Source organism: Amycolatopsis sp. NPDC004169 (assembly GCF_040610315.1).
In the GTDB taxonomy this organism is placed as follows: domain Bacteria; phylum Actinomycetota; class Actinomycetes; order Mycobacteriales; family Pseudonocardiaceae; genus Amycolatopsis.
In genome coordinates this window covers 246,345-269,498 of sequence record NZ_JBEXMD010000003.1, presented here as the reverse complement: position 1 = coordinate 269,498, position 23,154 = coordinate 246,345, and the positions used below count along the sequence as shown (strand labels likewise).

Here is a 23,154-nt window from a genome sequence, read left to right as displayed (position 1 = left end):
TCCGTGGGTACTGGGTCTTCAGCGGGCCCCTCGGCCGGCCTCTGCGCGCGGGGCTGCGACGGCCGTGGCGGGGCCGGTGGTTCGGCCGCGCGGACGCGTCGTCCCGGCTGGTCCGCGCGGTCCTGCTGCTCGCGGGGCGGCAGCGGCCGGGCACCGGTGGTCCTGGCGACGACGTCGGAGACGCTGATCCCGCCCTGGTCCTCCATCGACCGGCGCCGTCCGGGCCTGGGTCGCGCGGGACCGTCGAGGCGGCGACCGGTTCCCGGGCCGTCGAACTCGTCCGGCACTCGGTCTCCTTTCGCGGGATCGAAGGGTGGCTTCGACTTGGCCGTCTTCCCCCGCAGGAGGTGATCGTTCCCCCGGAGGTTTTCGTTATCGTACGGATACCCCCCGTTCGTGACGACACCCCATCGGAATTTTCTTCACCTTGAGTCGACGAACGGCCGGTGAGCGTCGACAAACGGGTGATACCTCTTGTCGACAGACGGAGTAATACACCCTTTGCGTTACTCAGAGTGGGTCATTAACTGTGTCGTTTGTGTGTCCTGATAGGCAACTTTGTTACGACCGGCGCGTTTCGCCGCATAAAGCTGGACGTCCGCGCGACGCAGCTGGAGCTCCGGCGACGCCGGTGCCCCCGGCTCGTGCGCGAGCCCGGCGCTGATGGTCACCCGCAGCCCCGGCTGCAGTTCTGACCAGGGATGACGGGCGACGCGCAACCGGGCGTCGTCGACGACGCGGACAGCCCGGCCGGCGTCCAGCCCGGGCAGCCACAGCACGAACTCCTCGCCGCCGTAGCGCGCGCAGAAGCCGTCCGGCGGGAGGTCCTCCTGGAGCAGATCGGCGACCCGGCGCAGGACGCGGTCGCCGACGAGGTGACCGTACGTGTCGTTGACGCTCTTGAAGCGGTCGAGGTCGATCAACGCCAGCGTCAGCGGCGGCCGGTCGGTGAACGGTCCGTAGAGCCGCTCGTCGAAGTAACGGCGGTTGTAGCTCGACGTCAGCGCGTCGCGGAGACTGCCGTCCCGGGCGATGGCCAGCGCGGAGCGCAGGTGCTGGTAGGCGCGCTGCCAGTCGCCCTGGGTGGCGAAGAGGCCGGCGATGGCCTCGTGCAGGCGGAGCAGGTCCGGCGGCGGCGGGCCGGCCGCCCGGCCGGGCGCGCCGTCGCCCTCGGCGACCATCCCCACCTCCACCACCCCTTGGTTGTCGTCGAGGGGACGGCCGCGCTTGAGGTACCGGTGCGGAAGAAGGTGAATTTCGCTCAAACGGGACTGCGACGGTGACTCTCCGCAGTAATCGGCTCAGAGTCCGGCGAACGGTTCGAGGGTCTTGAGCTGCGAATACTGGTCCTTGGCCCAGTAACTCACATTAGCCGTCGCATCGTTCAGCAACTCCGTGTAGTCGGGCCAGGGAATCCAGCGCCAGTCGCCGACCTCTTCCGGGTTCGGTGCCGGCTCGACGTCGGCCCATGCGGCGAACACCGGGCAGAACTCGTTCTCGACGATCCCCTGGAACGGCGGCGTCCGGTACCGGTAGTTCGGCAGCACGCAGTGCAGCCCGGACAGCGACGGCAGCCCGAGCTCGTAGTCCGCGCGCCGCGCGACGGCGTCCTCGAGCTCCTCGCCGGGCGCGGGGTGGCCGCAGACGCTGTTGGTCCAGACCCCCGGCCAGACCTTCTTGTGGAGGGCGCGCTGGGTGATCAGCAGGGCGTTGTCGCTGCGCCGCAGGACGTAGCACGAGAAGGCCAGGTGCAGCCGGGTGTGCTCGTGGTGGCTGGCCAGCTTCGGGCCGGTCTCGCCGGTGGGCACGCCGTCCTCGGTGACGAAGACGACCTGCTCGGTCTCGGGTTCGATCGCGATATCCACGTGTCCCAGTGAACACGACGGCCCTCGGGGCGCCGTACCGCGAGGCGGGTGGGTTACCCGCGGTCCGCCCGGCGGGGTGACGGGCGGTCACCGCGCGTTGAGGTGCTCCACGAGCAACGTGGTGACGGCCTCCGGTGCCTCCTCGGGCACCCAGTGCGTGACGTCTTCGAGCATCTCGAACCGGTAGGGCCCGGTGACCCGGTTCGCGGTGTCGAGCGCGGCGGCGGAGCCGAAGGCGGCGTCCTCGGTGCTCCAGATGTAGAGCGTCGGCACGGCGATCTTGCCGATCTTCCCGCCCGGCCGCCCGGCCCGGTACCAGTTCAGGGCGGCGGTGAGCGCGCCGGGCTCGGACAGCCGCTGCACGTAGTCGTCGACCTTCGACGGCGACACGCGCCGCTCGAACATGTCCCGCAGCGCGCGGGCGTCGTTCTCCAGCATCCGCCGCTCGGTGACGCGGGTCTGGCGCCATTCGGTCATGTACCGCGAGCGCAGGTGCTGGTCCTCGTCGGTCTTCATGGCGTCGGCCAGCGCGCCGGGGTGCGGCGTCGAGACGACGGTCAGGCTGCGCAGCCGTTCGGGGTGCGCGTCGGCGGTCCACCAGGCGACGGCGCCACCCCAGTCGTGCCCGACGAGGTCGAACTTCGGCCACCCGAGCGCTTCGGTGATGGTGACGACGTCGCCGACGAGGTGATCGATCGAGTAGTCGGACGCCTGCTCGGGCCGCACACCGGGCGAGTAGCCCCGCTGGTCCGGCGCGACGGCCCGGAACCCGAGCACCCCGAGGGTGGCGACCTGGTGCTCCCACTCCGTCGCGGCTTCGGGGAAGCCGTGCAGCAGCAGCACGGGCCGCCCGTCTTCGGGCCCGGCGGCGATGGCGTCGAAGGTACCGGCTTCGGTCGGGATGCTGATGTGGTCGATCACGGGCCGAATCTACTTCGCGAGCACCTCCTCGGTGGTGGCGACCTGGATGAGCGGGGCGTACAGCCGCATGATGTCGAGCGCCTTCGCGTGGCTTTCGTCGTCCACGCCGGCGCAGGCGTCCGAGACCACGGTGACCGCGACGCCCGCGTCCGCCGCGGCCAGGGCCGTCGACAGCACGCAGCAGTCCGTCGAGACGCCCGCCAGGACCAAGCCTGCGCCGCCCACTCTGGTGGCCATGCGGGCGTTCCACTTGCCGAAGGTGGTGGCGTCCACTGTGGAAAGTGGGTTGAAGCCGTCGATCACCTGGTACAGCGGTGCGTCCGGTGGCTGGCGGGCGAACGGCCACTGCTCGTAGTAGCGGCGCCACGCGCCTTCCGGCTGGGCGGGCGCCACGAACCTCGTGAACACGACGTCGTGACCGAAAGCCGTCACCAAGCGGTGGATCGGCGGCACCACCTCGGCGAAACGCGGGGTGAACCACGGGCTCGCCCGGTCGGCGAACACGTTCTGCAGGTCGATGACCGCCAGGATTCTCCTCACACCGCCTCCTGTTCGCGGACCCGCCGCCGCGTCGGCAACGTTGCCAGGAAACCCAGGGCCAGTGCCAGCAGCACGCCGAGGTTCGCGAAGGCCCACCCTCCTTCGCGGCCGCCCAGGCCGAACGGTTCCAGCAGGTATCCCTGCCACTTCAGCCATTCCGCCGACGTGTTGGTCACCAGGCCCCAGCCGAGCGCCGTGGCCAGCAGGACCACGGCGATCGGGCCGAACCGGACGTCGCCGTAGCGGCCGGCCGGGTCGAACAGCTCGGCCTCGGCGTAGTCGCGCCGCCGCAACAGGATGTCCGCGAGCATCACGCCGCACCAGGCCGCGACCGGGACACCCAGCGTCACCAGGAAACCCTGGAACTGCCCGAGGAACTCGCCGCCGAAGAAGACGATGTAGATCGTGCCGAGCACCATGATCACGCCGTCGACCAGCGCCGCTGCCGGGCGGGGGATGCGCAGGCCCGCCGAGAGCAGCGCCAGGCCCGACGAATAGATGTCCAGCACCGCGCCGCCGACCAGGCCGAGCACCGCGACGATCGCGAACGGCACCAGGAACCACAGCGGCAGCAACGTCGTCAGCGCGCCGATCGGGTCCGCCGCGATCGCCTTGTTCAGGTCCGGCGACGAGCCGGCCAGCAGCAGCCCGAACACCAGCAGCACCACCGGCGCCACCGACGCGCCGAACGTCGTCCAGCCGACCACGCCCCGGCTCGACGCCGACCGCGGCAGGTAGCGCGAGTAGTCCGCGGCCGCGTTGACCCAGCCGAGACCGAAGCCGGTCATCAGGAACACCAGCGCCCCGACCCACTGCTGCGCCGAGCCGGACGGCAGCGCGCTCACCGCTTCCCAGTGGACGTCACCGGCCACGAGGACCACGTAGACGACCGTGAGCACCCCGGTGATCCAGGTGATCCACGTCTGCAGCTTCATGATCGCGTCGAAGCCGAGCACGCCGGCGGCGACGGTCAGCGCCGCCACCACGACGAGCGCGACCACCTTCGTCGGCGTCCCGCCGCCCCAGCCGAGCCGCTCGAACACCGTCGCCGTGGCCAGCGTCGCCAGTGCCGCGAGCACGGTCTCCCAGCCGACCGTCAGCAGCCACGAGATCGCCGACGGCAGCCGGTTGCCGCGCACGCCGAACGCCGCCCGCGAGAGCAGCATCGTCGGTGCCGACCCGCGTTTGCCGGCGATCGCGATGAACCCGCACAGCAGGAACGAGAACAGGATGCCGACGAGACCGGCGACCAGCGCCTGCCCGAACGAGATGCCGAAGCCGAGGGTGAACGAGCCGTAGCTCAGCCCCAGCACCGACACGTTCGCGCCGAACCACGGCCAGAACAGCTGCCGCGGCCGCCCGCGCCGCTCGGCGTCGTCGATCACGTCGAGGCCGTTGGTCTCCACCTTCAGCCCGCGGGCCTCGGTACCGCTCATGTCGTCGCCTCCAGCAGCTGGTCGATCTCTTCCCGGCCCGGCGCGGTCGCCGGGCCGCGCCGGGTCACCGAAAGCGCGGCCGCCGCGTTGGCGCGCACGGCGGCGTCGAGGACGGTACTGCCGCGCAACAGCTCCGCGGCCAGCACGCCGCAGTGCGTGTCGCCGGCGCCGGTGGTGTCCACGACGTCGACCGGGAACCCGGGGACGTCGGTGATCCGGCCGTTTTCGTGGACACGACAGCCTTTCGCGCCCTCGCGGACGACGGCAACGGGTGGCAGCTCACCCAGCGCCTCGGCTTCGCGGGCGTTGCAGCTCAGAACGTCTATTGTGGATAGAAGGGCATGGAGGTCTCCAGGGTCGATGTCGGTGATGAGCGGGCCGGGGTCGAACAGGACCTTCGAGCCGGGCAGCCGGGGCAGCCACTCGATGAGGGCGCCGCGATTTGTCTCGTGCAACCAACTGTATCCGCTCAGGTACACGACGTCGTCAGTCTTTGGGGTGACTTGGTCGAGGAGTTCGGCGCGCAGCCGTCCTTCGGCGCCGGTACTGGTCGTGAAGGTGCGCTCACCGGTCGCGTCCACCCAGACCACGACGATTCCGGTGTCTACTTCGGACAGTGGTTCATGGGCCAGTGCAACACCTTCGGCCGCGAGGGCGCTGCGGGCGAGATCACCGAAGAAGCCGATTCCGTGGCTGCCAGCGTAAAGCACCGGCGCGCCGGAGCGTGCCGCGGCGGCCATGACGTTGAAACCGCCGCCGGGCAACAGGTTCGCCGAGGACGCGAAGACATCACCGCCATGCGGGGGCAGGGCCGGCACCGCCATGACGAGGTCGACGACGACCTGCCCGGTGTGCACCAGCCGCCCGGTCATCGGCGGCGCAGCTTCAGGAGTTCGTCGACCAGCGGCCCGAATTCGAGCCGGTTGACGGCGAGCACGGTCTCGACGACGTCCGGGCGGAAGGCGCCGACCCCGTGCGCGGCGCCGAGCATCGCCCCGCAGATCGCGGCGACGGTGTCGGTGTCGCCGCCGAGCCCCGCGGCCAGCCGCAACGCCGACGGCGGGTCGTCCCCCATGGCTTCGGCCAGCGCGAACGCGGCCACCACGGACTCCTGCGACGCCACCGACGTGCCGATCACCTGGGCCACCGCGTCGGCGACGGCGGCCGGGGTCATGCCTCGCACCCAGTCACGCGCCCAGCGGATCCGCGCGGCGATTTCCCCGCCGGGCGCCCAGTGCCCGCGTTCCCCGCCGACGACGGCGGCGCGCTCGCCCGCGTCGAGCGCTTCGGCCAGGCTCGCGCCGTCGACCCCGGCGGAGACGGCGGCTGCGACCGCGGCGGCCGACGCGATGCCCAGGCTGGTGTTGTGCGTGACGCGCGCGGTGGCGACGACCGCGTCGACCAGCCGGTGCAGGTCGTCCGACGGGGTGGCGATGCCGACCGGCGTGACCCGCATGGCGGCGCCGTTGGTGGTGCCGGTGCGGCCCGCCTCGTCGGCCGGGACGCCGTCCTGGAGCCGGGCGATCGCGCGTTTCGTGGACGGCCCGAGCAGGTCCGCGGAGCCGCGGCGGACCATGTCGGCCTCCCAGATCAGCAGGGCGTCGGCGAAGACGTGCGGCTCGACGACGCCGCGGCCGTCGATGAGCAGCCGGGCCAGCAGGACGGCCTGCTCGGTGTCGTCGGTGACCGAGCCGGCGGGCATCGACGGCGCCACCGGCTGCTCGGCGACGGCGGTCAGCAGGCCGGTGACCGGCCCGTAGGTGGCGGCGATGGCGGCACGGGACATCGACTGCGTCGGCATGCCGAGCGCGTCGCCGACGGCCAGCCCGGTGAACGCGCCGAGCGCCCTCTCCCGCGCGGTCACCGGTGTCCGAAGGTCAGGTGGAACTGGAACCGGTCCGGGTCCAGCAGGCTGACGACGCGTTCGACGAGCCGGCCTTCGAGGTCGACCGACGTCCGCTCGGCGCGGAGGAAGAGCTCGCCGACGCTGCGGCCGAGCAGTTCGGAGGAGCAGGCGTCGAGGCGTTCGGTGCTGATCCACTGGTCGCCGCCGGCGGAGATCCGGCCGGCGGCCTCGAGAGTCCTGGTCAGGGAGCCGTCCTGCAGGCCGGTCGCGGGGAGGTCGGCGAGCGGCCCGACGGCGGGCACGGTGGCGGTTTCCAGCGAGATCCCGCGCTCGCGCTCCCGCCGCAGCCGCCGCACGGCGACGTAGGCCCGCTCCCCGAATTCTTCTTCCAGGGCAACGTCTTCGACGGCTTCGATGCCGAGCAGCTCGGTGGTGACCGGCGCCCCCGCGTCGGCGAGGGCGCGGGCCCAGCCGAGCCGCTGGTCGAGCTGGACGCCGTCGAAGCTGACGAACGACCCGACGCCGGCCTGGGTGGAGATGAGCTCCAGCTGCTGGAGCTCGGACAGCGCACTGCGGACGGTGCCGCGGCTGACCTGGTACTGCAGGGCGAGCTGGTTTTCGCCGGGGAGGCGCTCGCCGTTGGCGAGGCGCCCGGAGCGGATCATGTCGGTGAGATCGCCGACCAGCTGCTGCCGCTTGCTGTACATGTTCACACCTGTACACCCAGCGTTGTCGCAGGTCAAGCGGCTACGAGCAGCTTCGCGTCCGCCGCGATCATCTTGCCTGCCCGCTCGGCCACCTTGCCGGAGACGACCATGATGATCGCGAAGGAGCCCGCGAAGATGACGGTGCTCAGCCAGACCATGGTCGAGACGGGCAGGGTGAACGCGCCGACGATGCGGATCGAGCTCTCCAGCGCGAACCCGATGCCCCAGATCACGCTGCAGCGCCGCAGGATGGCGTTGAACTGCTCGTTGTGGCCCAGCCGTTCCCAGGCGGCTTCCCGTTCCGCGCTGCCGCGGGTGAGGAAGGGGCGCATGGTCTTGGTCATGATCGGGGCCGCGGTGAACGCGGAGGCGAGGATGACGAGGCCGGTGATGCCGCTGCCGAGCGAGTCCTTGGCGATCATCATCCGGGCGTCACCGGTGACGAAGGTGAGCAGCATGCCGACGACGTTCGTGACCAGGACGACCAGGGCGAGGCCGTTGAGCGTGCGGTCCTTGGCGAACTGGTAGAGCGTCCGGGCCAGCGGAAAGACACCGGAAGCGGCGAGGGCGGTGAAGTCGCTCGCGCCGAACGAGTGGAGCGCGTAGTAGACGCCGATGGGGACGGCGATCTCGATCGCGAGGGTCTTGAGGAGGGCGTTTCCGGGCTGGTTCGTCGTCATGGGTAGAGCTTGTCGCGGCGGAGGGGCTGGGGAGGATGCCGTCCGCCACGACTTGGACCTGACAGATGTCACGGCCGGCTTGGTACTACTCGAACGCGATTTGAGCTTGCTGTTCGACGGTGGGGACACATTCCCGAGATCGCGAAGGCCCTGCACCCGCCGCTGGAAATCAAGCGCGAAAGTCGCGAGCAACCATAGCCACCTCACATTCCGGGCCGCTGCGTCGTCTACTGGGTATGATGATCTTCCTGCGCGGCACGATCGCGCTGCAGACGCTGGCGCTGTTCCTCGCGCCGATCACCGCGGGCCTGCTGTTGACGACTCCGAACGGGCACGTCCTCCACAGCGCTTCGGCGTACACGATTTGGACGGTCGCCGTCCTACAGGTGATCGCTGCCGTGCTGGTGTGGCGGCCCGGCGGCGGGTCGCCACGGGCGATTCCGTACGCGGCCGTCTTCCTGGGGCTCGTCACCGCGCAGGTCTTCCTCGGGATCGCGCACGTCACGACCGTGCACGTGCCGCTCGGGGTGCTGCTGTTCGGCGTGAGCCTGGTGCAGCTCAGCCGCCCGAGTGCATGTCTTCCGCCTCGGGGACGCAGTCGTCGTCCGGATCGTCCAGCCAGCCGTGTGGCAGCGTGACCTTGCCCGGGGAGCCCTGACGCCCGCGCGGGCCCGTCGCCGCCTCGGGGAACGGGGCCGAGTGGTCGAGCTGGGCGATCAGGTCGTCGAGCTGGTCCATCGACGAGAGCATCGCGAACCCGCGGCGGAGCTCCGAGCCGACCGGGAAGCCCATCAGGTACCAGGCCATGTGCTTGCGGATGTCGCGCATCGCCTTGTCGTGGCCGTCGTGCTCGATGAGGAGCTCCGTGTGGCGGCGCAGCACCTGCGCGACCTCGCCGAGGTTGGGCGGGGTCGGTAGCGGACGCCCGGCGAAGGCGGCTTCGAGCTCGCCGAACAGCCACGGGCGGCCGAGGCAGCCGCGGCCGACGACCACGCCGTCGCAGCCCGTCTCCTCGACCATGCGCAGGGCGTCGGCGGCGGAGAAGATGTCGCCGTTGCCGAGCACCGGGATGCTGGTGACGGCTTCCTTGAGCGCGGCGATCTTCGTCCAGTCGGCCTGGCCGGAGTAGCGCTGGGCGGCGGTCCGGGCGTGCAGGCTGACGGCGGCGGCGCCTTCGGCTTCGGCGATGCGGCCGGCGTCGAGGAAGGTGTGGTGGTCGTCGTCGATGCCGATGCGGAACTTCACCGTGAACGGCGTGTCCCCGGCGGCCTTCACCGACTCGCGCACGATGGCTTCGAACAGCTTCCGTTTGAACGGCAGCGCGGCCCCGCCGCCCTTGCGCGTCACTTTCGCGACCGGGCAGCCGAAGTTGGAGTCGACGTGGTCGGCCAGCCCCTCGCCGACGATGATCCGGACGGCTTCGGCCATGGTCTTCGGGTCAACCCCGTACAGCTGCATCGACCTGGGCTTTTCTTCGGCCCCGAAGGTCATCATGTGCATGGTCCCGGGATGCCGTTCGACGACGGCGCGGGCGGTGATCATCTCGCACACGTAGATGCCGGCGCCGTACTCGGCGCACAGCTGCCGGAAGGCGACGTTGGTGATCCCGGCCATCGGCGCGAGCACGACCGGCGGATCGACCTCGTAGGGGCCGATCTTCAGGGCGGGCTTGCTCAGGGTCGCGGTCACGTCCTCCATTGTCGCTGGTGGTGTTGGTCACACCCAATCAGGGTCCAGCGCGGCCTCGAGCAGCGCACGCGTCTCCTCGTCGAACGCGACGAGGCGGATCAGCTCGACCCCGGACGGTGTCTCCCGCAGCGTGCGGACCGCGATCCGCGCGGCTTCGGCAGGCGGGGAGCCGTAGACGCCGGTCGCGATCGCCGGGAACGCGATGCGGTGGACCCCCAGCTCGTCGGCGACCGCCAGGCTACGGCGGTAGCAGGACGCCAGCAGCTCGGCCTCGCCGTACCCGCCGCCGTCCCAGACCGGGCCCACTGTGTGGATGACGTACCTGACCGGGGCGAGGCCGAACGCCGGCGTCGCCTTGGCGTCTCCCGGGTCGCACGGCGCGATCGCCGCGCCGGCTTCGGCCAGCTCGGGCCCGGCGGCGCGGTGGATCGCGCCGTCCACGCCGCCACCGCCCAGGAGCGACTCGTTCGCGGCCGTGACGACAGCGTCGACGCGCTCGCGGGTGATGTCGCCGAGTACCACCTCGATCGCGGTCATCTCCCGATGGTGCCTGCCGGCCGGAACCGGCGGCTGGGGGTTCGCACCGGGCGAACGGGGACCTGCTTTCCCGGACCGTCACGTCGCCCTCACGGTGATCGGCTCGTCACTCCGGCCAGGCATAGGGTTCGGCGTATGACGAACGCGCCTCTCCGCTGGGGAATCATGGGTACCGGCGGGATCGCCACGGCCTTCGCCCAGGACCTGCGGCTCACCGGGTCCGGCGTGGTCGCCGCGGTCGGGTCGCGGTCGGCTGAAAGCGCCGGGCGGTTCGCCGACGCGCTCGGCATCCCCCGTCGGCACAGCAGCTACGCAGCCCTCGCGGACGATCCGGACGTCGACGTCGTCTACGTCGCCACCCCGCACCCGCTGCACCACGGCAACGCCCGGCTCGCCCTCGAAGCCGGGAAGCCGGTGCTCGTCGAGAAGCCGTTCACGATGAACGCCGACGAGGCCCGTGATCTCGTCGAACTGGCGCGGGCCAACGGCCTCTTCCTGATGGAGGCGATGTGGACGCGGTTCCTGCCGCACGTCCGGCACATCCGTGAGCTCCTGCCGCGGCTCGGGGACGTCGTCACCGTCGCCGCCGATCACGGGCAGTGGTTTGCCGAAGATCCGGCCTTCCGGCTGTTCGCGCCGGAACTGGGTGGTGGTGCCCTGCTCGACCTGGGGATTTACCCCGTCTCGTTCGCGTCGATGGTGCTCGGGGCGCCCGAGCGGGTGGCCGCGATGGCGACGCCCGCCTTCACCGGCGTCGACGCCCAGATGTCGATGCTGCTCGGCTACGCGAGCGGCGCCCAGGCCGTCCTGACCTGCACCTTGAGCGCCGTTTCGCCGACCACCGCGGCGATCGTGGGCACCGACGCGCGGATCGAGGTCGACGGGCCCTTCTACGCTCCCGCGTCCTTCACCTTCATCCCGCGCGAAGGCGAGCGAAGCCGCTTCGAGTACGTCGACGAGGGGCGTGGCCTGCGGCACCAGGCCGACGAAGTCGCGCTGCGGCTGGCCGACGGCGAGACCGAAAGCCCGCTGATGCCGCTGGCCGAGACCGTCTCGATCATGACCACCATGGACCGGGTGCTGGCCGCGACCAGGACGTGACCCGCGATTGAGTAGTGCTACGGATCCGCAGGTGACGCCGGTGGGCGACGCTGTCCGGTATGACCACCGAAGCGGATGTGCTCCTCCGGCTCGCCGGCGAGATCGACGACCTGGGGCGTCGTCTCGCCTTGGTGGGCTCCGAACTGCGAACCGTCCGGGAGACGCAGCCAGAGCAGGCCGAACAGGCCGCGCAACCGCCGCAGCCTGAGCCCCAACCCCAACCCCAGCCGCAGCCGCCCCGGCCGATGCGGCCCGAGTCGGTCCCCTGGCCGCACTACCAGTGGCAGCCGCCGCCCCAGCCGCAGTACGCGCCGCCCCCGCAGTACGCGCCCGCGCCCTCCATGCCGATCCCGCGGCAGACGCTGGGCGAAAAGCTCGGCAAGGAAGGCGCCGGCAGCCGCGTGCTCGCCTGGGTCGGCGGCGCCGTGACGCTGCTCGGCGTCGTCCTGCTGCTCGTGCTCGCCGTGCAGCGCGGCTGGCTCGGGCCGCTGCCGCGCGTGCTCGTCGGCGCCGGGTTCGGGCTGGCGCTGACCGGCACCGGTGTGTGGCTGCACCGCAAGCCCGCCGGCCGCACCGGCGCGTTCGCGCTGGCCGCCACCGGCATCGCGACGCTCTACCTGGACGTCCTCGCCGCGACGTCGCTGTACGAGTTCCTGCCGGTGCTCGCCGGGCTCGCCGCCGGGCTGGCGGTCGCCGTCGGCGGGCTGCTGGTGGCCGTGCGCTGGGATTCGCCGCTGCTGGCCGCCGCCGTCGTCATCGGCTGTGTCGTGTGCGCACCGATGATCGTCCGCGGCTTCACCCCCGAACTGGTCACCTTCCTGCTGATGGTCCAGCTCGCGACGGCACCGGTGCAGCTGCGCCGCGACTGGTCGTCGCTGACGCTCGCCGCCGGTCTGCCGCCGCTGTTCGCCTCCGTGATCAGCACGGCGTGGCTCGGCGGGGGCGGCAGCTGGGCGAACACCGCGGCGGCCGGCGGTGCCGGGGTCACCGGCGTCGTGCTCGCGTTGATCGCGCTGCGCCGCCGCGAAAACGACCCCGCGGCGCTGTCGCTGCTGGCGACCGCGGTGGTGCCCACGCTCATCACGGCGCTGCTGCTGCCGAAGGCGCAGGCCGTGCCGATCACGGCCGGTGCGGGTGTCGTGCTGCTCGCCGTCTGGGCCGCCCGGCGGTGGTGGCCCGGGTTCGCCGGACAGGTGGCCGGGCTGGCCGGGCTGCTCGCCCTCCTGCAGGCGACGGTCACCCAGTTCGACGGGCCGGCGCGCGCCGGGGTGCTGCTCGGGGAGGCGCTGCTGCTGGTCGTGGCCGCGGTCGGCGGGCGCAACCGGGGCGCGCTGGCCGCCGCGCTCGGGTTCGCGGCGATCGGCGGCCTGCTCGGCGTGGTCTTCGACGTCACGCCGCTGTTGCTGATCGTCCCCCGCGCGCACCCGGTCGCCGAGCTGACCGGCGCGCTCGCGGTCGCCGCGCTGATCCTCGCCGTGTCGGTCGCGCTGCCGTGGGCCGCCGCGCGACTGGAGGTGTTCCGCGGGCCGGCCGAAGACCTGCCGATCTGGCTGGTCGCCGGGGTTTCGGCGCTGTACGGCGCCGCCGGGGTCGTGCTGTGCGGCGCGCTGCTGGCGGTGCCCGGCCGGACCGGGTTCCTCCTCGGCCACGCACTGATCACGGTGTCCTGGACGGTCGCCGCGCTCGTGCTGCTCCTGCGCGGGATCGACGTCGTCGCGCTGCGGGTGACCGGGCTGATCCTGGTCGGCGCCGCGGTGGTCAAGCTGGTGCTGTTCGACCTCTCGACGCTCGACGGGCTGGCCAGGGTCGGCGCGTTCCTCGGCGCGGGACTGGTGCTGCTGGCGGCCGGGACGCGGTACGCGCGGCGGGTCGCGTCGCGGTAGCGCGGAAGAAATTGTCGGTGCCCCGTGGTTACCTGGGTCACAGACCCGACGACCAGGGGGCACCGACATGGCAGCACCGAAACTGTCCGATCGCGCCGGCGAACCGATCGCCTGGCTCACCACCGTCACGCCGAAGGGCCGGCCCGCACCCCGGCCGGTGTGGTTCGTCCTCGACGGTGAGGACATCGTGGTGTTCAGCGAGCCCGGCACCGCGAAACTCCGGCACATCGAGGCGAACCCCGACATCAGCTTCCACCTCAACAGCGACTCCCACGGCGGCTCGATCCTCGTCGTGAGCGGGAAAGCGCACGTCGAGGCGGGCAAGGCGTCGGAGGCGCCCGGGTACCTCGACAAGTACGGCTCCCGCTACGCGGCGATCGGCCTGGACGCGGCCGGGTTCGACGCCAAGTACTCCGTCCGCATCCGCGTGGTGCCCGAGCGCACCTGGGGGTTCTGACTCAGAAGTCGACGTCGAGGCAGGCGAGCCGGGCACCCGCGGTGCCCGCGTGGCCCGGGTCGATGTGCGTGTGCGTCTCGTGGACGACCACGGACTTCGGCCGCCGATCGGTGACCCTCCAGTCCACTGTGGACCGGGCGAAGCCGGTGCCGGCCCGGTCGGTGGTGAAGTCGAGCCAGATTTCGTTGCGCGGGTTCGCGTACGCGGGGTCGACCGACGGCTTCACCGGGTCCGGCACGTGCTGGAAGTGCGGCCCGGCGGCGTCGCCGGTGGCTCCGCACGGCTGGGTGTGCGCGTGGGCGCCGTAGGCGCGGCCCGGCAGCAGGCCGGTGACGAAGAGCAGGGTGGTGGTGCCGGTGGCCGAAACGCCGAAGACGTGCGCCCGGGCACCGGGCGGGACGAGGTCGGGGCGGTACGTCACGGCCGGGGCGTGGTCGGAGAACGTGCCGTGGGCGGTCGTGAACCGCGCCGGCGACGGTGACGCGGCGGCGGCACCCGGAACGAGTAGGGCGACGGCGGCCGCGGCGGCCAAGGCGGGAAGAAGGCGCATTTCCCCTCTTTAGCCAGTCGTCCGGGGACGCAGCCATGATCATCACTCGAAAGTGTGACCGATATGGTGGAAAAGTCACGTATTTCCCAACCGGTGGACCGTCCCGAGCCCGGTTATGGTCGTCTCGTGTCCGAACACACCGGCGAAACCCGCAACGAGAAGCTGCAGCGCAACCTCGGCGAGCTGCTGCAGGAGCTGCGGGTCGCTCAAGCCGGGGTGCAGATCCTCTTCGGTTTCCTGCTGTCGGTCGTGTTCACCGACCGGTTCCACGACGCCAGCGGGTTCGAGAAGGCGCTGCACCTGTCCGCGGTCGCGCTGGCGGTGGCCGCGACCGCGCTGCTGACCGCGCCGGCGGCGTGGCACCGGCTGCTGTTCCGCACCGGCAGCCGGGAGCGGATCCTGACCGTCGGCAACCGGCTCGTGCTGGTCGGGCTGGTCTGCCTGGCCCTCGCCATCACCTCGACGGTCGCGCTGATCGCCAAGGTCGTCTACGGCTGGATCGCGATGGTGGTCCTGGGCGCGCTGTGCGTGCTGATCTTCGGGATCCTCTGGTTCGTCATGCCGATGCGGATGCACCCGGCCAACGGTGATCAGCCGACGGGCCCGCCCAAGTAGAGCGTGTCCTCCTGGACGAAGCAGAGCGGGTTGCCGAACGGGTCGTCGGCGTAGAAGGAGCGCTCGCCCCAGAACTGCGTCTCGATCGCGTCGTCGACCCAGCGCGGTCCGGCGGCGCGCACCCGCTCGAACGTCTCCTCGACGTCCTCGACCGCGAGGTAGACGATCCGCGGGTCCCGCCGCGGGCGGGGCTCGCGGTGTTCCGGGGGCGCTTCGACGCAGGCCAGCACCACGCCGCCGCAGGTGAAGTAGTGGCGGTTGACCGCGATCCGCTCGCCGGGGGCGCCGAAGACGGCGGCGTAGAACGCGACGGCGACCTCGACGTCGTCGACGGGCTGGATCAACCGGAACACCCGCGGCCCGCTCATGCGGGGCACACTACCGCTGTTCATCCCGCGTTCGGCAGCAGTTGCCGGGGTGGTCGGAAGCCGCCCGTAGCTTCCCGCCCGTGACTGACACTTCTCGCCGGACCTTCCTCCTCGGCGCCCCGGCCGTCGCCGCCGCGGCGACCCTGCCGAACGTCCTCGGCGCCCCGGCCGCCGAAGCCACCGGCCGGCACCGCCCGGACGCCGAAGACCCGCGGTTCACGCTCGTGGTCATGCCGGACACGCAGTACCTGTTCGACGAGGACCGCGGGGACGCGGCCCCGCTGGACGCCTCGCTGCGGTACGTCCTCGATGAGTCGGCCGACAACGTTGTCTTCCTCGCTCACCTCGGTGATCTCACCCAGAACGGCCGGGCGGACGAGTTCGCCAGGATCAGCCGGTCGTTCCAGGCGCTCGACTGCCGCCGGTTCCCCTACAGCACCCTCGCGGGCAACCACGACATCGACGGCTCGAAGGACGACCAGCGCGGCCCGTCGCCGTACCTCGACGCGTTCGGCCCGCAGCGCCAGCGCAACTCGCCGACGTTCCGGGGCGCCTCGAAGGACGGCTACAACACCTTCCACATCTTCCGCGGCGGCGGCCGCGAGTGGCTGCTGCTCGCCCTCGACTGGCGGCCCTCGGCCGGTGGCCTGAACTGGGCGAAGCAGGTGCTCGCGCAGCACCCGACGCTGCCGGCGATCCTGACCATCCACGAACTCGTCTGGGCCGACGACGACCACCAGGCCCAGTTCTCGACCTTCGGCGAGCACGTCTGGCAGGAGCTCGTCCAGGGCAACGACCAGATCTTCCTCACGCTCAACGGGCACTACTGGCCGACCGGGCGCACCGTCCGGCAGAACGCCGCCGGCCACGACGTGCACGTCCACATCGCCAACTACCAGGACCGCTACTACGGCGGCAGCGCGATGGTCCGGCTCTACCGGTTCGACCTGGCGCGGGGCGTGATCGACGTCCGGACGTTCTCGCCGTGGCTCGCCGCGCAGGACCACCTCAGCGAGATGCAGCAGCAGGAAGCCGAGCGCAGCGGGGCCACCGACTACTTCAGCCTGGAGATCGACTTCGCCGAGCGCTTCAAGGGCTTCGCGCCCGTGCTGGTCCCGCCCGCGCGGCCCGCGAAGCAGCTGCTGGTCCCGGGCACGGTCGCGTACTGGCGCTTCGAAGGCGGCCAGGACGGCCAGGCGGTGCCGGACACCGTCGTCGTCCGCGACCAGACCGGCCGCGGCAACGACCTCACGCGCGTCACCGCGCCCGGCAGCGGGCCGGACGCGCTGCAGTATTCGAAGGAGTTTTCGCCGCGGCAGCCGTCACGGGCGAGCCTGCGGTTCGACGGAGGCCGCGACCCGAGCCGGGGCGCCTACCTGCGCACGGTCGACGCCGCGCCGATCAACCGGCTGAAGTTCGAGCGCGGGTACACGGTCGAGGCGTTCTTCCGGCTGCCGGCAAACTTCAAGGACGGCCACCACGGCTGGTGCGGACTGTTCGCCCGCCAAGGCAGCGGCGCGGCCGCGGGCAAGACCGGCGACGACCCGAAGGAATCGGCGGCCACGCTGTCCCTTTCGGACGGTGGCGAGCTGCAGTGGGCGGTGTACCCGCTGAACCAGAACCGGACCTCGACGAACTGGGGCCACGAGCTGCCGGTGGAGAAGTGGTGGCACGTCGCCGTGGTGAACGACGGCCGGCGCACGGTCGTCTACGTCGACGGCTGCCCGGTGGTGCGGAACCCGGCCACGCCGGCGGTCGGGCTCGCCGACCCGGGCGGCCCGTGGCTGGTCGGCGCGTCGTCCTACGACAGCAAGGTCGACCGCAGTTTCGCGGGGTTGCTGGGTGACGTGCGGGTGGTCGACCGGCCGCTGAACCCGCGTGAATTCATGCTGGGCTGAGGCTCTTGACAGCGGGTGGACAATAAAAAATCGGCGTGTCCTCCGAAAACAACGGGAGCGATCGCCGAACCTGATAAGAGTCTAACCGCTGTGAGGGGAACTTGTCAAACCAGGGGTACGACGAGGAATTGCGGGAAGAACGGGCCTACGTCGCCGCGCTGTACGAGCGGCTCGACCGCGAGCGCGCGGCGGCGCAGGCCCGGTACCGCGGTGCGCTCGGGCAAACCGGGGTGTCGCCGGGGGAACGGGAGAACGACGTCCGGTTCCGGTCGCGGGAGGCGGTCCGGCTGGACGTCGCCGACAACGGGCTTTGTTTCGGCAGGCTGGACGCCGTTTCGGGGGAAACCAGCTACATCGGCCGGATCGGGCTCTTCGACGCGGAAAACGACTACGAACCGTTCCTGCTGGATTGGCGGGCACCGGCGGCGCGGCCGTTCTACGTCGCCACCGCGGCGACGCCGGAAAACATGCGCCGCCGCCGTCAGTTCCACACGATGGGCCGGCGCGTCCTCGATTTCACGGATGAAGTGCTCGGCCGTCCCGGCGACGACGAACGCGGGGACGCGGCCCTGCTCGCGGCGGTCAACGCGCCCCGCGGCGAGGGCATGCGGGACATCGTCGCGACGATCCAGGCCGAGCAGGACGAGATCATCCGCCTGGACCACGCGGGCGTGCTGGTGGTCGAAGGCGGTCCCGGCACCGGCAAGACGGCCGTCGCCCTGCACCGGGTGGCGTACCTGCTCTACACCCGGCGCGAGCGGATGTCGCGCAGCGGCGTGCTCGTGGTCGGGCCGAGCCCGCTGTTCCTCGACCACATCGGCCGCGTGCTGCCTTCGCTCGGCGAGTCCGACGTCGTCTTCCTGACGACCGGCGACCTGGTGCCCGGGCTGCGCGTCACGGCCGAAGACCGGCCGGAGGTGGCGCGGCTCAAGGGTTCGCTGAAGATCCTCGACGTGCTGGCCGCCGCGGTCGCCGACCGCCAGCAGGTGCCCGGCGAACCGGTGCCGATCGACCTCGGTGACGTGACCGTGGAGCTGGACGCTGAGCTCGCCACCGAAGCCCGGCGCGCCGCCCGCGCGTCGGGGCTGCCGCACAACGAAGCCCGCGCGGTCTTCCGCGAGCACGCCGTCGCGCTCGTCGCCGAGCGGGCCGTGGCGAAGATCGGCGAAGGCTGGCTGGGCCCGGCGGACCGCTTGCTGTGGGCGGACCTCCGGGCCGAGGTGCTCGATGAACTAGCGAGCCACGAAGAGCTCGCCACGACCCTCGACGGCCTGTGGCCGTCCCTGACGCCGGAGGTGCTGCTGGCGACGTTGTACGCGTCTCCTCGCCGGCTCGAGGCCGCCGGGGCCGATCCGGCCCTGTTCCGCGCGGACGGCCCGGCCTGGACCGTGCCGGACGTGCCGTTGCTCGACGAGCTGGTCGACCTGCTCGGCCGGGACGACAGCGCCGACCGCGCCGCGGCGCGCCGCCGGGTGGCTGCGGAAGCCGAGTACGCCTCCGGCGTGATGGACCTGATGAAGCTGGACCAGGAGGAACTGGACGAGGACGTCCAGCTGGTGGCCGAGGACCTGCTGGACGCCGGTGAGCTGGCGGAACGGTTCACCGAGCGCGATCCGCGTGCCCTCGCCGAGCGGGCCGCCGCCGACCGCGACTGGACGTACGGGCACGTCGTGGTCGACGAGGCGCAGGAACTGTCCGAAATGGACTGGCGGGTGCTGATGCGGCGGTGCCCGAGCCGGTCGTTCACCGTCGTCGGCGACCTCGCCCAGCGCCGTTCGGCGGCCGGGGCGACGGCGTGGGGGCCGGTGTTCGAGCCCTACGTCGGCGACCGCTGGCTGTACCGCGAGCTGACCGTGAACTACCGGACCCCGGCGGAGATCATGACCGTCGCCGGCGCGGTGCTCAAGTCGTTCGCGCCGGACGCGCGGCCGCCGGAATCCGTGCGGGCGTGCGGGATCCGGCCGTGGTCCAGACGAGTGGCGGCCGACGAGCTGGCCGGCGCCGTCGGCGACTTCGTCCGCGACGAGGCAGGCCGGGACGGGACCAGCGTGGTGATCGGCCCGCCGGGAGTGCCGGGAACGATCCCGGCCGCGGCGGCCAAAGGACTGGAGTTCGACGCCGTGCTCGTGATCGAGCCGGAGCGGATCCTGGCCGCGGGCCCGCGTGGCGCGGCGGAGCTCTACGTCGCGCTCACGCGCGCCACGCAGCGCCTCGGGGTGCTGCACCGGGATCCGCTCCCGGCGGCGCTGACCGGCCTCGCCGAGGCCGGGGTGCCCGCGAGGTCCGGGCACCGGCGTTTCCTGTAGGCGAACCGGGGGTGGCGGGCGGGACGGCCCGTCATCCCCGCACCGCTAAGCCGTGAGCCGGCCCCAGGAGTAGTTCTGCTTGGCCAGCTTGAGGTACACGAACAGCTCGGTCCCGGACACGCCCGGGATCTTGCGCACCTCTTCGCCGAGCACCTCGAGCATGTGGTCGTCGTCGCGGCAGACCAGCTCGGCGAGCAGGTCGTAGCGCCCGGCGCACAGCACGACGTAGTGCACGTTCGGCAGCTCGGACAGCTTGTCGGCGACGTCGCGGGGATCGACGCCGTCGACGCTGATGCCGACCATGGCCTGGCGCGTCAGGTCCACGTTGGCGGGGTCGGTCACCGCGACGATCTGCATCAGGTCGTCGCGCAGCAGCCGCTGCACGCGCTGGCGGACTGCCCCCTCGGAAAGCCCGACCGCCTTGGCGAGCGCGGTGAACGAGGCCCGGCCGTCCTTCTGGAGCAGGTCGATCAGCGATCTGTCCGTGTTGTCCAGCGCGCGCGCACGTGTTTCGTCACCCATGCCGTCCCTCCCTGTGTTTCGGCATGTGATTTGTCAAGTGCGCAGCGTATCGAGACCAGCCGAGAAAGCGAGCCCTCCGCGCGAGCTTCGCGCGATTCGACGTGCACGCCACGCTCAGCCGAGGATTCGGTGGTCAGGACGGGAATCCACGAGGCTTTCCGAGGCGCTTTTGTGTGCCCGCGCACAGCGGGACGCGCCGGCCGGGCGCCGCCGGGTACCGTCTGGCGGCTCTGTCGTCCCCAGCAACCCCAGGAGGACCAACGCATGTCGGAGGCCGTGGCGCTCGGCGTCGTCCCCGCCGTACCCGCGAAGGGGCTGCGCGGCGGCGCGCTGGGCATGGTGTCGTCGATGGTCATCGGGATGTCGTCGACCGCGCCGGCCTACTCCATCGCGGCCACCCTCGGGCTGATCGTGCTGGCCGGCACCGGGTTCCAGGCGGCCGCGTTCGTGCTGCTCTCGTTCGTGCCGGTGCTGTTCGTGGCCTTCGCTTTCCGCGAGCTGAACACCGCGGAACCCGACTGCGGCACCAACTTCACCTGGGCGGCCCGCGCGTTCGGCCCGCACGCCGGCTGGTTCACCGGCTGGGTCGTCACGGCCGCGCAGCTGCTGGTGATGAGCAGCCAGTCCGCGCTGACCGGGCGCTACACGCTGCTGCTGTTCGGTGCCTCGGACGCGGCGGGCAACCGCTGGGTGACGACGGCGATCGGGGCCGCCTGGCTGCTGGTCCTCTGCTGGCTCTGCTACCGCGGTATCGAAGTGTCCGCCCGGGTGCAGTGGCTCCTGCTCGGCGTCGAGCTGGCCGTCCTGGTGATCTTCTCGGTGGTGGCCCTGGTCCGCGTCTTCGACGGCACGGCCGGGCCGCAGGCGTCGCTGCCGCGCCCGGACTGGCTGTGGCCGGGCGGGGTCTCCGCGGGCGCCGCGGTTTCGGCGGTGCTGCTGGCCGTGTTCATCTACTGGGGCTGGGAAAGCTCGCTGTCGGTCAACGAGGAGTCGGCCGATCCGCGGCACGCGCCGGGCCGCGCCGCCGTGCTGTCGACGGTGCTGCTGGTGCTGAACTACCTGCTCGTGACGGTCGCCGCGCTGGCCTTCGCCGGCGTCGGCAGCGAAGGGATCGGACTGGCGAACGAGGCGAACTCCGAGGACGTGCTGGCCGGCCTGGGCGGCGCGGTGTTCGGCGACGGGACGACCGGCAAGGTCCTCGGCGTGCTGCTGATCGTCTCGGTGCTGACCAGCGGCGCGGCGACCAGCCAGGCGACGATCATGCCTGCCGCGCGCACGACGTTGTCGATGGCCAGCCACGGTGCCCTGCCGCGCGTCTTCGGCCGCGTGCACCCGCGGTACCGGACGCCGACCGTGGCGACCTGGGCGTTCGGGCTCGTCTCGCTGGCCGTGTACGTGCTCCTGGCGCTGATCAGCGACAACGTGCTGTCCGACTCGGTCGACGCGGTCGGGCTGACCATCGCCATCGAGTACACGATGACCGCGCTGGCCTGTGTCTGGGTGTTCCGCCGGACGCTCTTCACGAGCGTGCGCCACTTCGTGCTGCGTGGGCTGCTGCCGTTCACCGGTGGCGTGTTCTTCCTGGCCGTGCTGGTGTTCGCGCTGATCGAGTACGCGCGGCCGGACGCCGGCGAGACGACGGTGTTCGGCATCGGCGGCGTCGCGGTGATCGGCGTCGTGTCGATCGTGCTCGGGGTGCCGCTGATGTTCGCCGTCCACCGGGCCTGCCGGGAGTTCTTCGCCGGCCGCCGCCTACCGCGCGGGTCCGTCCCGCGCGGCGGCGACACGATCAGCCCAGATCACGCCGGCTGAGGTCCTCCTCGGTCTCGCGGCGGACCAGCAGCGTCGCGACGCCATCCCGGACGCCGACCAGCGGCGGGCGACCGACCTGGTTGTAGTTCGAGGCCAGCGAGTGGTGGTAGGCGCCGGTGCACGGGACGGCCAGGAGGTCGCCCGCGTGCAGGTCGGCGGGGAGACTGATGCCCTCGGCGAGGACGTCACCGGCTTCGCAGTGCCTGCCGACCACGGTCATCGGGACGCGGTTCGCCTTCGACCGCCGTCCCACCAGGCGCGTGGTGTAGCGGGCGCCGTAGAGGGACGGCCGCGCGTTGTCGCTCATGCCGCCGTCGACCGCGACGAACGTGCGGCTGCCGCGCTTGACCGCGCACACGCGGTAGACGGTGATCCCGGCCGGGCCGACGATGGCCCGGCCCGGCTCGATCGTCAGGCGGGGCAGGGGGAAGCCGTGCGCCGCGCATTCGTAGGCCAGCGCGACGCGCAGGCGCCGCGAATAGCCGCCGAGGTCGAAGGCGGGCTCGCCGCCGACGTACGGGACGGCGTGGCCACCGCCGAGGTCGAGTTCCCGCAGGGTGACGCCGTGGGTGCCGCGGAGCCGGACGAGCACCTCGGCCATCCGGCGCGCGGCGGCTTCGTACCGGTCGACCCGGGTCACCTGGGAGCCGATGTGGCAGTGCAGCCCCTGGAGCCGCAACCCGGGTTGCCGCTTCACGGCTTCGACGGCAGCGTCGACGTTGTCGGGAACGCCGTCGAGGAGCGAGAAGCCGAACTTCTGGCCTTCGGCGCCGGTGCTGATGGCCGCGTGCGCCCCTGCCGCGACACCCGGCGTCACGCGGATCATCACCTGTTGCGCGCCGTGGGCGAGCGCGCCGAGCTGCTCGATCTCGTCGAGCGAGTCGACGACGATCCGCCGGACGCCGTAGCCGAGCGCGGCCTTCAGGTCCTCGGGCGTCTTCGCGTTGCCGTGCAGCAGCATGCGTTCGGCGGGGAAGCCCACCGAGCGCGCGACGGCGATCTCACCGGCGGAGCAGGTGTCGAGCGACAACCCCGCTTCGGCGACCCAACGCAGCACGGCCCGCGTACAGAGCGCCTTGCTCGCGTACGCCACTTCGGCGTCCGGCAGCGCTTCGCGGTACTCGCGGGCGGTGTCTCGGACCTGCTGTTCGTCGATGAGGTAGGACGGCGTCCCGAAGCGGGCCGCGAGGTGGCTGACGGGCGCGCCGGCGAAGAGCAGTTCGCCGTCTTCGCCGAGTCGGGTGCTTCGCGGCCAGACTCCTGGCTCGAGGTGATCGGCGGCTTCGCAGCCGAGGCTGGGAAGAAGCTCGCTGAGCGTCACGGGTGCCTCCGGGCATCACGACGGATCGGACTCCGTCAGGACACTCCCGGAGGCGAGCCCGAAGATCACCCGTGAATGCCGTCCTGACGGCTGCGGTTGG

The 23,154-nt window shown here is 71.6% G+C and carries 23 protein-coding genes; 8 read left to right on the top strand and 15 right to left on the bottom strand.

What is annotated here, in order from left to right; genetic code table 11:
- Positions 1 to 506 precede the first annotated feature (506 nt).
- The 9 genes from ABZX11_RS05910 to ABZX11_RS05870 all read right to left on the bottom strand — a co-directional run bounded on the left by ABZX11_RS05910 (position 507) and on the right by ABZX11_RS05870 (position 7,995).
- A complete protein-coding gene (locus ABZX11_RS05910) occupies positions 507 to 1,181 on the bottom strand; it encodes a GGDEF domain-containing protein (protein WP_176178077.1) in 675 nt (224 codons plus the stop codon).
- Between the two features lie 120 nt (positions 1,182 to 1,301).
- Positions 1,302 to 1,865, bottom strand: coding sequence for an isopentenyl-diphosphate Delta-isomerase (gene idi / locus ABZX11_RS05905; RefSeq protein ID WP_354910300.1), 564 nt, complete (start codon positions 1,863 to 1,865; stop codon positions 1,302 to 1,304).
- Positions 1,866 to 1,952: 87 nt separating this feature from the next.
- Entirely contained in the window at positions 1,953 to 2,786 is an 834-nt protein-coding gene (locus ABZX11_RS05900; protein ID WP_176174163.1) for an alpha/beta hydrolase, read from the bottom strand.
- 9 nt (positions 2,787 to 2,795) lie between these two features.
- Positions 2,796 to 3,326: an isochorismatase family protein gene (locus tag ABZX11_RS05895; RefSeq protein ID WP_354910297.1), complete on the bottom strand. Its 531-nt coding sequence runs from the start codon at positions 3,324 to 3,326 to the stop codon at positions 2,796 to 2,798.
- Positions 3,323 to 4,762 (bottom strand): cytosine permease, encoded by a 1,440-nt coding sequence (locus tag ABZX11_RS05890; RefSeq protein WP_354910295.1) that lies wholly within the window; start codon positions 4,760 to 4,762, stop codon positions 3,323 to 3,325. Before ABZX11_RS05890 ends, ABZX11_RS05895 begins: the two co-directional genes overlap by 4 nt.
- Complete coding sequence (locus ABZX11_RS05885; RefSeq protein WP_354910293.1) at positions 4,759 to 5,634, bottom strand: PfkB family carbohydrate kinase; 876 nt, start codon at positions 5,632 to 5,634, stop codon at positions 4,759 to 4,761. Before ABZX11_RS05885 ends, ABZX11_RS05890 begins: the two co-directional genes overlap by 4 nt.
- Positions 5,631 to 6,626 (bottom strand): ADP-ribosylglycohydrolase family protein, encoded by a 996-nt coding sequence (locus tag ABZX11_RS05880; protein WP_354910290.1) that lies wholly within the window; start codon positions 6,624 to 6,626, stop codon positions 5,631 to 5,633. The genes ABZX11_RS05885 and ABZX11_RS05880 overlap by 4 nt, the downstream gene beginning before the upstream one ends.
- The gene (locus tag ABZX11_RS05875; protein ID WP_354910287.1) at positions 6,623 to 7,315 is read right to left on the bottom strand and encodes a GntR family transcriptional regulator; all 693 of its coding nucleotides are present in this window, start codon (positions 7,313 to 7,315) and stop codon (positions 6,623 to 6,625) included. The genes ABZX11_RS05880 and ABZX11_RS05875 overlap by 4 nt, the downstream gene beginning before the upstream one ends.
- A 32-nt stretch (positions 7,316 to 7,347) precedes the next feature.
- Positions 7,348 to 7,995 (bottom strand): VC0807 family protein, encoded by a 648-nt coding sequence (locus tag ABZX11_RS05870; protein ID WP_176174170.1) that lies wholly within the window; start codon positions 7,993 to 7,995, stop codon positions 7,348 to 7,350.
- A 239-nt stretch (positions 7,996 to 8,234) separates the two neighbouring features.
- On the opposite strand from ABZX11_RS05870, the gene ABZX11_RS05865 reads away from it, so the two are divergent.
- Positions 8,235 to 8,633, top strand: coding sequence for a hypothetical protein (locus ABZX11_RS05865; protein WP_354910284.1), 399 nt, complete (start codon positions 8,235 to 8,237; stop codon positions 8,631 to 8,633).
- On the opposite strand, the gene dusB is transcribed toward ABZX11_RS05865, so the two are convergent.
- Both dusB and ABZX11_RS05855 read right to left on the bottom strand, forming a co-directional pair.
- Positions 8,554 to 9,693 carry a tRNA dihydrouridine synthase DusB gene (dusB, locus tag ABZX11_RS05860; protein WP_354910282.1) on the bottom strand — a complete coding sequence of 380 codons (1,140 nt, stop codon included), beginning with the start codon at positions 9,691 to 9,693 and terminating at the stop codon, positions 8,554 to 8,556. The two genes, ABZX11_RS05865 and dusB, sit on opposite strands and share 80 nt — an antisense overlap.
- Before the next feature lie 18 nt (positions 9,694 to 9,711).
- A complete protein-coding gene (locus ABZX11_RS05855) occupies positions 9,712 to 10,221 on the bottom strand; it encodes an O-acetyl-ADP-ribose deacetylase (RefSeq protein WP_354910279.1) in 510 nt (169 codons plus the stop codon).
- 135 nt (positions 10,222 to 10,356) lie between these two features.
- Here ABZX11_RS05855 and ABZX11_RS05850 point away from each other — a divergent pair, with 135 nt between their 5' ends.
- The 3 genes from ABZX11_RS05850 to ABZX11_RS05840 all read left to right on the top strand — a co-directional run bounded on the left by ABZX11_RS05850 (position 10,357) and on the right by ABZX11_RS05840 (position 13,662).
- Positions 10,357 to 11,322 carry a Gfo/Idh/MocA family oxidoreductase gene (locus ABZX11_RS05850; protein ID WP_354910276.1) on the top strand — a complete coding sequence of 322 codons (966 nt, stop codon included), beginning with the start codon at positions 10,357 to 10,359 and terminating at the stop codon, positions 11,320 to 11,322.
- Positions 11,323 to 11,381: 59 nt separating this feature from the next.
- On the top strand, positions 11,382 to 13,205 hold the full coding sequence (locus tag ABZX11_RS05845; protein ID WP_354910273.1) for a DUF2339 domain-containing protein: 1,824 nt from the start codon (positions 11,382 to 11,384) through the stop codon (positions 13,203 to 13,205).
- Positions 13,206 to 13,272: 67 nt separating this feature from the next.
- Complete coding sequence (locus tag ABZX11_RS05840) at positions 13,273 to 13,662, top strand: TIGR03667 family PPOX class F420-dependent oxidoreductase (protein ID WP_354910270.1); 390 nt, start codon at positions 13,273 to 13,275, stop codon at positions 13,660 to 13,662.
- A gap of 1 nt (position 13,663) precedes the next feature.
- Here the strand turns inward: ABZX11_RS05840 and ABZX11_RS05835 are convergent, their stop codons facing one another.
- Positions 13,664 to 14,212, bottom strand: a complete 549-nt coding sequence (locus ABZX11_RS05835; protein WP_354910267.1) for a superoxide dismutase — start codon at positions 14,210 to 14,212, stop codon at positions 13,664 to 13,666.
- Positions 14,213 to 14,338: 126 nt separating this feature from the next.
- On the opposite strand from ABZX11_RS05835, the gene ABZX11_RS05830 reads away from it, so the two are divergent.
- On the top strand, positions 14,339 to 14,827 hold the full coding sequence (locus ABZX11_RS05830) for a DUF6328 family protein (protein ID WP_176174178.1): 489 nt from the start codon (positions 14,339 to 14,341) through the stop codon (positions 14,825 to 14,827).
- Here the strand turns inward: ABZX11_RS05830 and ABZX11_RS05825 are convergent.
- The gene (locus ABZX11_RS05825) at positions 14,803 to 15,195 is read right to left on the bottom strand and encodes a VOC family protein (RefSeq protein WP_354910260.1); all 393 of its coding nucleotides are present in this window, start codon (positions 15,193 to 15,195) and stop codon (positions 14,803 to 14,805) included. The two genes, ABZX11_RS05830 and ABZX11_RS05825, sit on opposite strands and share 25 nt — an antisense overlap.
- Before the next feature lie 80 nt (positions 15,196 to 15,275).
- Here ABZX11_RS05825 and ABZX11_RS05820 point away from each other — a divergent pair, with 80 nt between their 5' ends.
- Both ABZX11_RS05820 and helR read left to right on the top strand, forming a co-directional pair.
- On the top strand, positions 15,276 to 17,093 hold the full coding sequence (locus ABZX11_RS05820; RefSeq protein ID WP_354910258.1) for a LamG-like jellyroll fold domain-containing protein: 1,818 nt from the start codon (positions 15,276 to 15,278) through the stop codon (positions 17,091 to 17,093).
- 101 nt (positions 17,094 to 17,194) lie between these two features.
- On the top strand, positions 17,195 to 19,399 hold the full coding sequence (gene helR / locus ABZX11_RS05815; protein WP_354910256.1) for an RNA polymerase recycling motor ATPase HelR: 2,205 nt from the start codon (positions 17,195 to 17,197) through the stop codon (positions 19,397 to 19,399).
- A 45-nt stretch (positions 19,400 to 19,444) separates the two neighbouring features.
- Here helR and ABZX11_RS05810 read toward each other — a convergent pair whose 3' ends face one another.
- A complete protein-coding gene (locus ABZX11_RS05810; protein WP_176174182.1) occupies positions 19,445 to 19,921 on the bottom strand; it encodes an Lrp/AsnC family transcriptional regulator in 477 nt (158 codons plus the stop codon).
- Positions 19,922 to 20,185: 264 nt separating this feature from the next.
- Between ABZX11_RS05810 and ABZX11_RS05805 the strand changes: the two genes are divergently transcribed.
- Positions 20,186 to 21,733, top strand: coding sequence for an APC family permease (locus ABZX11_RS05805; protein ID WP_354910252.1), 1,548 nt, complete (start codon positions 20,186 to 20,188; stop codon positions 21,731 to 21,733).
- Here ABZX11_RS05805 and lysA read toward each other — a convergent pair.
- Positions 21,711 to 23,054 carry a diaminopimelate decarboxylase gene (gene lysA / locus ABZX11_RS05800; protein ID WP_354910250.1) on the bottom strand — a complete coding sequence of 448 codons (1,344 nt, stop codon included), beginning with the start codon at positions 23,052 to 23,054 and terminating at the stop codon, positions 21,711 to 21,713. The genes ABZX11_RS05805 and lysA overlap by 23 nt on opposite strands.
- Positions 23,055 to 23,154 lie beyond the last annotated feature (100 nt).

Bases quoted from the DNA above. Each gene is read 5' to 3' on its own strand.
- ABZX11_RS05870 (WP_176174170.1), bottom strand. From the start codon at position 7,995: ATGACGACGAACCAGCCCGGAAACGCCCTCCTCAAGACCCTCGCGATC.
- ABZX11_RS05840 (WP_354910270.1), top strand. From the start codon at position 13,273: ATGGCAGCACCGAAACTGTCCGATCGCGCCGGCGAACCGATCGCCTGG.
- ABZX11_RS05810 (WP_176174182.1), bottom strand. From the start codon at position 19,921: ATGGGTGACGAAACACGTGCGCGCGCGCTGGACAACACGGACAGATCG.
- ABZX11_RS05805 (WP_354910252.1), top strand. From the start codon at position 20,186: ATGTCGGAGGCCGTGGCGCTCGGCGTCGTCCCCGCCGTACCCGCGAAG.
- ABZX11_RS05855 (WP_354910279.1), bottom strand. From the start codon at position 10,221: ATGACCGCGATCGAGGTGGTACTCGGCGACATCACCCGCGAGCGCGTC.
- ABZX11_RS05825 (WP_354910260.1), bottom strand. From the start codon at position 15,195: ATGAGCGGGCCGCGGGTGTTCCGGTTGATCCAGCCCGTCGACGACGTC.
- dusB (WP_354910282.1), bottom strand. From the start codon at position 9,693: ATGGAGGACGTGACCGCGACCCTGAGCAAGCCCGCCCTGAAGATCGGC.
- ABZX11_RS05850 (WP_354910276.1), top strand. From the start codon at position 10,357: ATGACGAACGCGCCTCTCCGCTGGGGAATCATGGGTACCGGCGGGATC.
- ABZX11_RS05865 (WP_354910284.1), top strand. From the start codon at position 8,235: ATGATCTTCCTGCGCGGCACGATCGCGCTGCAGACGCTGGCGCTGTTC.
- ABZX11_RS05845 (WP_354910273.1), top strand. From the start codon at position 11,382: ATGACCACCGAAGCGGATGTGCTCCTCCGGCTCGCCGGCGAGATCGAC.
- ABZX11_RS05910 (WP_176178077.1), bottom strand. From the start codon at position 1,181: ATGGTCGCCGAGGGCGACGGCGCGCCCGGCCGGGCGGCCGGCCCGCCG.
- ABZX11_RS05885 (WP_354910293.1), bottom strand. From the start codon at position 5,634: ATGACCGGGCGGCTGGTGCACACCGGGCAGGTCGTCGTCGACCTCGTC.
- ABZX11_RS05875 (WP_354910287.1), bottom strand. From the start codon at position 7,315: ATGTACAGCAAGCGGCAGCAGCTGGTCGGCGATCTCACCGACATGATC.
- ABZX11_RS05835 (WP_354910267.1), bottom strand. From the start codon at position 14,212: ATGCGCCTTCTTCCCGCCTTGGCCGCCGCGGCCGCCGTCGCCCTACTC.
- ABZX11_RS05890 (WP_354910295.1), bottom strand. From the start codon at position 4,762: ATGAGCGGTACCGAGGCCCGCGGGCTGAAGGTGGAGACCAACGGCCTC.